This is a genomic window from Sphingorhabdus sp. SMR4y (assembly GCF_002218195.1).
Taxonomy (GTDB): domain Bacteria; phylum Pseudomonadota; class Alphaproteobacteria; order Sphingomonadales; family Sphingomonadaceae; genus Parasphingorhabdus.
The window spans coordinates 1532501-1540000 of record NZ_CP022336.1 but is presented as its reverse complement, the minus strand read 5'-3'; the positions used below and the strand labels follow the sequence as shown (position 1 = coordinate 1540000).

Sequence of the window (7500 nt, the reverse complement as noted above, 5' to 3'; positions counted from 1 at the left end):
AGCGTGGGAGGATTGTTCCAATCTTGTTGTTGGTGGTGTGGATTCTCAAGCGTGAGGTAAGAGCATTTGGTGGATGCCTTGGCACATACAGGCGATGAAGGACGTGGCACGCTGCGATAAGCGTTGGGGAGATGTGAGCAATCTTTGATCCAGCGATTTCCGAATGGGGGAACCCATCCTCACCATTTACTTTTGTCTTGAAGGGCTTCTGTCCGACAAGGTGAGGGTAAATGGGGAAGGATATCACCGAGTTGAATAAAATAGACTTGGTGAAGCGAACCCGGCGAACTGAAACATCTCAGTAACCGGAGGAAAAGACATCAACCGAGATTCCGTTAGTAGTGGCGAGCGAACGCGGACCAGGCCAGTGCCTGATTGTAAATTAGCAGAACATTCTGGAAAGTTTGACCATAGTGGGTGACAGTCCCGTATGCGAAAATGATCAATCAGGACTCGAGTAGGGCGGAACACGTGAAATTCTGTCTGAACATGGGGGGACCACCCTCCAAGCCTAAATACTCGTATGTGACCGATAGCGAACAAGTACCGTGAGGGAAAGGTGAAAAGCACCCCGATTAGGGGAGTGAAACAGTACCTGAAACCGAATGCTTACAAGCAGTGGGAGCCCCCTTGTGGGGTGACCGCGTACCTCTTGCATAATGGGTCAGTGACTTAATCTATCTAGCAAGCTTAAGCCGTTAGGTGTAGGCGCAGCGAAAGCGAGTCTGAATAGGGCGAATGAGTTAGATGGATTAGACCCGAAACCCGGCGATCTAGGCATGACCAGGTTGAAGGTGCGGTAACACGCACTGGAGGACCGAACCATTTAATGTTGAAAAATTATTGGATGAGTTGTGTTTAGGGGTGAAAGGCCAATCAAGCCGGGAAATAGCTGGTTCTCCGCGAAAACTATTGAGGTAGTGCCTCGGACGTTTTCCTATGGGGGTAGAGCACTGGATGGGCTAGGGGGTCGCGAGACCTACCAAACCTAACCAAACTCCGAATACCATAGAGACAAGTCCGGGAGACAGACGGCGGGTGCTAAGGTCCGTCGTCAAAAGGGAAACAGCCCTAACCTACAGCTAAGGTCCCCAAGTCATATCTAAGTGGGAAAGCATGTGGGAATCCCAAAACAACCAGGAGGTTGGCTTAGAAGCAGCCATCCTTTAAAGAAAGCGTAACAGCTCACTGGTCTAAATAAGGGTTCCTGCGGCGAAGATGTAACGGGGCTAAAGATATGCACCGAAGCTTAGGGTTCAGAATTTATTCTGAGCGGTAGCGGAGCGTTCCGTAAGCGGATGAAGCCGAAGGGTAACCGACGGTGGACGTATCGGAAGTGCGAATGCTGACATGAGTAGCGACAAACAGTGTGAGATGCACTGTCGCCGAAAGCCCAAGGGTTCCTGCTTAAAGCTAATCTGAGCAGGGTGAGTCGGCCCCTAAGACGAGCCCGAAGGGGGTAGTCGATGGGAACACGGTTAATATTCCGTGACCTGGTGGAATGTGACGGATCTCGTGTGTTGTCTGATCTTATTGGATTGATCAGGCTTCGAAGAGGTTCCAGGAAATAGCTCCACCATATAGACCGTACCCGAAACCGACACAGGTGGGCAGGTAGAGTATACCAAGGCGCTTGAGAGAAGTATCCTGAAGGAACTCGGCAAATTACCTCCGTAACTTCGGGAGAAGGAGGCCCTGCCAGAAGGCAACTTTTGGCAGGGGGCACAAGCTGGGGGGTAGCGACTGTTTAGCAAAAACACAGGACTCTGCTAAGTCGGCTTCAAGACGACGTATAGGGTCTGACGCCTGCCCGGTGCTCGAAGGTTAAGAGGAGAGATGAAAGTCTTGAATTGAAGCCCGAGTAAACGGCGGCCGTAACTATAACGGTCCTAAGGTAGCGAAATTCCTTGTCGGGTAAGTTCCGACCTGCACGAATGGCGTAACGACTTCCCCACTGTCTCCAGGATATGCTCAGCGAAATTGAATTCTCCGTGAAGATGCGGAGTACCCGCGGTTAGACGGAAAGACCCCGTGCACCTTTACTGCAGCTTCAGAGTGGCATTAGGAAAGAATTGTGTAGAATAGGTGGGAGGCTTTGAAACTTGGGCGCCAGTCCGAGTGGAGCCATAATGTGAAATACCACCCTATTGTTTTCTGGTGTCTAACCTAGATCCGTTATCCGGATCAGGGACCCTCTGTGGCGGGTAGTTTGACTGGGGCGGTCGCCTCCTAAAGAGTAACGGAGGCGCGCGATGGTTGGCTCAGGACGGTTGGAAACCGTCTGTTAGAGTGCAATGGCATAAGCCAGCCTGACTGCGAGACTGACAAGTCGAGCAGAGACGAAAGTCGGTCATAGTGATCCGGTGGTCCCTCGTGGAAGGGCCATCGCTCAACGGATAAAAGGTACGCCGGGGATAACAGGCTGATGATTCCCAAGAGCTCATATCGACGGAATCGTTTGGCACCTCGATGTCGGCTCATCACATCCTGGGGCTGGAGCAGGTCCCAAGGGTTTGGCTGTTCGCCAATTAAAGTGGTACGTGAGCTGGGTTCAGAACGTCGCGAGACAGTTTGGTCCCTATCTGCCGTGGGCGTCGATAATTGAGAGGAGTTGACCCTAGTACGAGAGGACCGGGTTGAACATACCTCTGGTGTACCAGTCATGCCGCCAGGCGTGCTGCTGGGTAGCTATGTATGGACGGGATAACCGCTGAAAGCATCTAAGCGGGAAGCCTCCCTCGAGATAAGTTATCATAGAGTCGTGGAAGACCACCACGTTGATAGGCTGGGTGTGGAAGTGCGGTAACGCATGAAGCTAACCAGTCCTAATTACTCAATTCGCGCTTGTAGAATCCCGCCATCAACAACAATGTTGGAAACAGCATGTTGCCGGATGAACGGACAATTAAGCTCGGCCCATGGTCAATATGCACGGCTTCAAAAAACCGTGCATCATCTTGCCACATCGATTAAATAACCCGTGATTACAGCTTATGCGCCTGCTTCATTGCTTGGTGGCCATAGCGCCTGTGCCCCACCCGATCCCATCTCGAACTCGGCCGTGAAACCAGGTTGCGCCGATGGTACTTTGTCTCAAGGCATGGAAGAGTAGGTCGTCGCCAGGCATTGCAGCAGGCGCATGAACAATAGTCACGCGGAAATAACCCATTCACCTTTTCAAAAGCGGCCTGTCCCTCAAAGGGCCGGCCGCTTTTTTGATTCTCTGGTCCGGCTCTATAGCCCATCCAGAAACGTTGGCGCGGGATGGAGCAGTCCGGTAGCTCGTCAGGCTCATAACCTGAAGGTCGTAGGTTCAAATCCTACTCCCGCAACCAAACACATCAAGGGGCTAGTCGAAAGACTGGCCCCTTTGTTTTTGGATTTGGCACGGTTGCGGACTGCGACTCTCAGTGGTCTGAAGTCTCATGGACTTTTGGGAAGCGTCAGCAAGAGGGCTGCCTTACAGAGAGAGCCTCGACGGCTGACTGAGAAGCGGAAGCGGTCTTTCAGAAACAGGCGCTAGGAGCCTTCGATTATTGTTGCCTTGATTGCTTCAAACTCTTCCTTTGTAAGGACACCGCGATCACGCAAATCGGCGAGGCGTTCCAACTCTCCCAGAACGTCCGTTTTTGGAATGGCGGGCATATTCTCGCTGTTTGCAGTATCGATGCTCTGCGGCTCAGCTCCGCGTGGCATCTCCACTGTTGCTAGATAGCGGGCGAGCTTGCGTTGAAGCTCACTATCGCTGATCTGAGAAAGCGCTGCTCCGCCACCACTCCCGCTATCCAGCACAGCGGAGCCAGCAGAAGCGATCAGGAAATCGCTTGTCGAACCGCCCAGTGCTGCGCCAGCTGCGATGTCGGCAACACCGCCAAGCAAGCCACCGAAGCCACCACCGATCTCTCCGCCGGTACCGACATTGAAAACAATATCCCAGAATCCTGGCTGGCGAGCATCGGCTACGATTTCGCCATATCCAGCATCCTCTAATGCTCGGAGTACCTCATCGAGGTTTTTCCTGACAGCGAAGCCGGCAATGTTCAGGCGATGGCCGTCTTTGGTCAGCACGCCTCTGGTCCAGCGCCTGTTGTCAATCGTATGAGCGCCGTTTTCCAGCAGGAGCCGTGTGGCCTTGTAATCGTTCCGGTAAACCGGATCCTGCAACGGAAGAGAGAGACTGCCGGCCTCCTGCTCGATCACTGCGAGCGTGCCGGGGTCGATAATGAGTTCCAGGGCATCCCACTCATTCTCGTCGAACGCGCATTTATAGAAAGGTTCGAGAGTCCGGAAGGGAATATCCGAGACAGTCAAACCATCGTCGAGCAGCTGCTGGACGAGATCGGCCCGGTTGCGACAGGCCATGCGACGAAAGTCACTGGCCTCTTCTTTTACATAGGCGTTGGCATTGCCGCCAAATTGCGTTGCGATAATCTGGCGCAGCTCTGCAGCATCGTCAGGGAAAGCCATTGCTGTCGATGGAAAAAAGAGGAGAGCCGCGGCCAAGGCGCCAAACAGACTTTTGTGTGTCATAAGCACTTTCTGCAAAAAACTCGCCTCGTACACAAGCCCCCCGTGAAAACGCCCCCGCCAGATGGTCCATCGTGGCCGCGAGCAGCGCAAGACGGTACAGGATGAATGGTGCGCGTGGCTAGGCATTGCACGGGATACGCGTCAACCATTGGAGAAAGGCTGTTCCCGGCGTTGGGCAAAGAACCCTGAGCGTGACGGTATATTGGGGCAGGTCAAAGTTGCATTCGTCGAGGGAGATGGGCAAGAGGCTAGCTATTTACGGAACCCTTTCAAATGCATAATTCAGGACATAAACTTACCTATCGCCCGGAAATCGACGGTATGCGCTGCATCGCGGTGATGGCTGTCTTGATTTATCACCTCAAGATCACCGTTGCAGGAACCTCTATTCTACCAGGGGGTTTTCTTGGCGTTGATTTGTTCTTCGTTCTATCTGGCTTCCTGATTACCAAAATCCTCTTGGAGGAATTGCACACGCAGGGAAGGATCAGCTTCGGTCGGTTCTATGCACGGCGTGCGCGGCGAATTCTTCCCCCCCTGCTACTGGTCATGCTGGTCAGCGTCCCTGTGGCCCTGGCCGTTTTGCTTCCGAGTGAGTTAAGCCGTTTTGGCATGTCGCTACTCGCCAATCTATTTTTCGTGAGCAACGTTTTCTGGGCAGACCAGCTCGGCAGCTATGGAGCGCAGTCGAGTCTGCTGCAACCGTTTCTGCATACGTGGAGCCTGGCGATCGAAGAGCAGTTCTACCTTCTTTTCCCTCTGGTTCTGATCGGTTTGTTCAGGATCGGTGCGCGAAATGCGATCTGGATCGGACTCGTGGCTTTGGCCCTTATCAGTCTTGCGATCGCCCATTTGACTACGCTCCATCGGGCAGACCTTTCCTTTTTCTCGCCCCTTAGCCGGGCGTGGGAATTGCTAGCCGGTTCCGGGCTTGCCTACCTGTCTCAAAAACGCCCGGATGCTCTGCGCACAGGCCGGTTCGCGGGCTTTGTTCCAATATTTTCTCTTCTCGTTATCGTCGGCTATTTCGTCGCCTTTCACTTTGGCCAATACACACATCCTGGCCTTCCCACTTTCCCTTTCATCTTGGCATGCTGTAGCCTTTTGTGGTTTGCTCAGCCGGGTGAGCCGGTGACGAAGGTTCTGTCTGCCTCCCCCTTCGTGTTCATCGGAAAGCTCTCTTATTCAATTTACCTTTGGCATTTTCCGGTGTTTGCCTTCGGCCGACTGACCAACTTGGACGGCGTGACCGCAGCGGACTATGCGCTTTGGGTCGTGGTCACCCTCGCCCTCTCGGCTGCGGGCTACTACGCGATCGAAAAGCCGTTTCGTTTCCGCATACCGGGGCGGGCCTTTGCGACGACGACATGCATGGTCACTCTCGCAATCGCTATTTTTGCCGGGCTAAGCAGCTTCACCAATGTACTGTCGCAGCATAGGCTTGCCAAGCTCGACGCGCTCTACCAGGGCAACAACTACGACAACGAAGTGCTGCGAAAGCAATCTTGGTCCATCCTGAAGAATTTGAATCCGGATTCAAAAGAAGGCGAACCGCAGGCCCATGTGGCATCGCGCCACGAGAAAGAAGATCTTTGGTTCAAGGATACAGGCGGTCCCAAGATTTTGGTCGTAGGAAATTCCCACAGCAAGGATTTCTTCAATGGGCTGCATCTGAACGCAAATGAATATGAAGTCGCACGCTATGGTCTGCGCAGTGATTTTGCCAAGTCCGAAGTGGATGCACTTTTCGCCTCGCCGAACTTTGCCGCAGCCGATCTCGTCATGGTCGCGACAAAATATAATTCCACCAAGATGGCGAACCTGAGCGCTGCTCTTCAAGGCATGCGCGCACGCGAAAAAAGGGTCTTGCTGATCGGGAACACGGCAGAGTTTGAATCACCCGGCGAGCTGCCAATATTCGATTGGTACTTGCGTCGTTCAGGAGATCACGCAAGCCTTGAAAAACTGAATGCGCTTGCTCCGCGCTATGAGGTTGCCAGCGTCGCACCGCTCAATCTGACGTTGCGTGCTCTTGCTGAGCAGCTGGATATCCGGTTTGTCTCGCGTAGGGATTTGGTGTGTGACGATGCGGTCGGGTCTTGTCGTTTGATGACGCCTGATGGGAAGAAGGCGATGTTTGACGGGCATCACTGGACGTTGGAAGGCGCACGTTACTTTGTTGGGCGCGCCCTTGAACAAGGCCTTTTGGAGTAGCGCGCCAGCGTAGTGGGTTGTCGCCCGGGACGGATATTGTGCTGGCCTCTGGCCTTTGAGTGGGTGTCGGGCGCTGTGACGCGCTGGTATTTGCGCCTTTTCCATTCTCTTGCGGGAGATCCCCATACTAAGCCTTTACCGCTGCGGGCTGATAGCCGTGATGGATCGCGTTGCTTGGCCCCATGATCATGGTAGGTCGATGGGGCGATCGACAGCAACTTCCAGATTGGCTCGCCCCTTAGGATTGCCGCGATGCTTATCGATGAACGCGATCATTTGCGAAACGGGCGGTCGAGCGCTCAGGCGTCGCCTGAAACGGTGCTGCTTTGTCTTTCGCCCTGAGCAAAATATGTTTATGCCTTGCGTAAGATCTCGTCGACTTCCCGCAGCCCGCGGTTCTCACGTTCCAGTGCTATCAGTTTTTCGGCTATCTCCGAAGGCACGCCACCGTGTGACGATGAGGCTTATGTCCGGTCCTGGCTATCCGGCAAACCTGCACCCGTTATCGCTTCGCCCGGATCAGCTTCAACATGCTGTCGGAAAACACCGACGACCATATCCCTCCCGGGATGGAGCGGCGCTGACGCTGACACCAGCTTATGATATCTGCCCGCAAGGGCACTTCTGGCGGCGAATCAGGTTTTGATGCCGGCATGATTCGCGATTCGAAGGGGCTGATTGGCAGGGCGGAGCAACGATATCAGGCGGAAGGTTCGTTATCTTGTCGTTCGCGTCGGCCTTCCACGGCTTGCGCTT

Annotated in this window: 2 protein-coding genes, 1 tRNA gene and 2 rRNA genes; 4 read left to right on the top strand and 1 reads right to left on the bottom strand. The window is 53.9% G+C overall.

The annotated features are described in order from the left end of the window. Positions 1-46 precede the first annotated feature (46 nt). The 3 genes from SPHFLASMR4Y_RS07290 to SPHFLASMR4Y_RS07280 all read left to right on the top strand — a co-directional run bounded on the left by SPHFLASMR4Y_RS07290 (position 47) and on the right by SPHFLASMR4Y_RS07280 (position 3335). Positions 47-2849 (top strand): 23S ribosomal RNA (locus SPHFLASMR4Y_RS07290). A 161-nt stretch (positions 2850-3010) separates the two neighbouring features. Next, positions 3011-3125: ribosomal RNA gene (gene rrf, locus SPHFLASMR4Y_RS07285) — 5S ribosomal RNA — on the top strand. A 133-nt stretch (positions 3126-3258) separates the two neighbouring features. Continuing rightward, positions 3259-3335, top strand: a tRNA-Met gene (locus SPHFLASMR4Y_RS07280). 184 nt (positions 3336-3519) lie between these two features. On the opposite strand, the gene SPHFLASMR4Y_RS07275 is transcribed toward SPHFLASMR4Y_RS07280, so the two are convergent. Then, a complete protein-coding gene (locus SPHFLASMR4Y_RS07275; RefSeq protein WP_186266068.1) occupies positions 3520-4530 on the bottom strand; it encodes an SHOCT domain-containing protein in 1011 nt (336 codons plus the stop codon). Between the two features lie 273 nt (positions 4531-4803). On the opposite strand from SPHFLASMR4Y_RS07275, the gene SPHFLASMR4Y_RS07270 reads away from it, so the two are divergent. Further along, positions 4804-6744, top strand: coding sequence for an acyltransferase family protein (locus tag SPHFLASMR4Y_RS07270; RefSeq protein ID WP_089132947.1), 1941 nt, complete (start codon positions 4804-4806; stop codon positions 6742-6744). Positions 6745-7500: the final 756 nt, after the last annotated feature.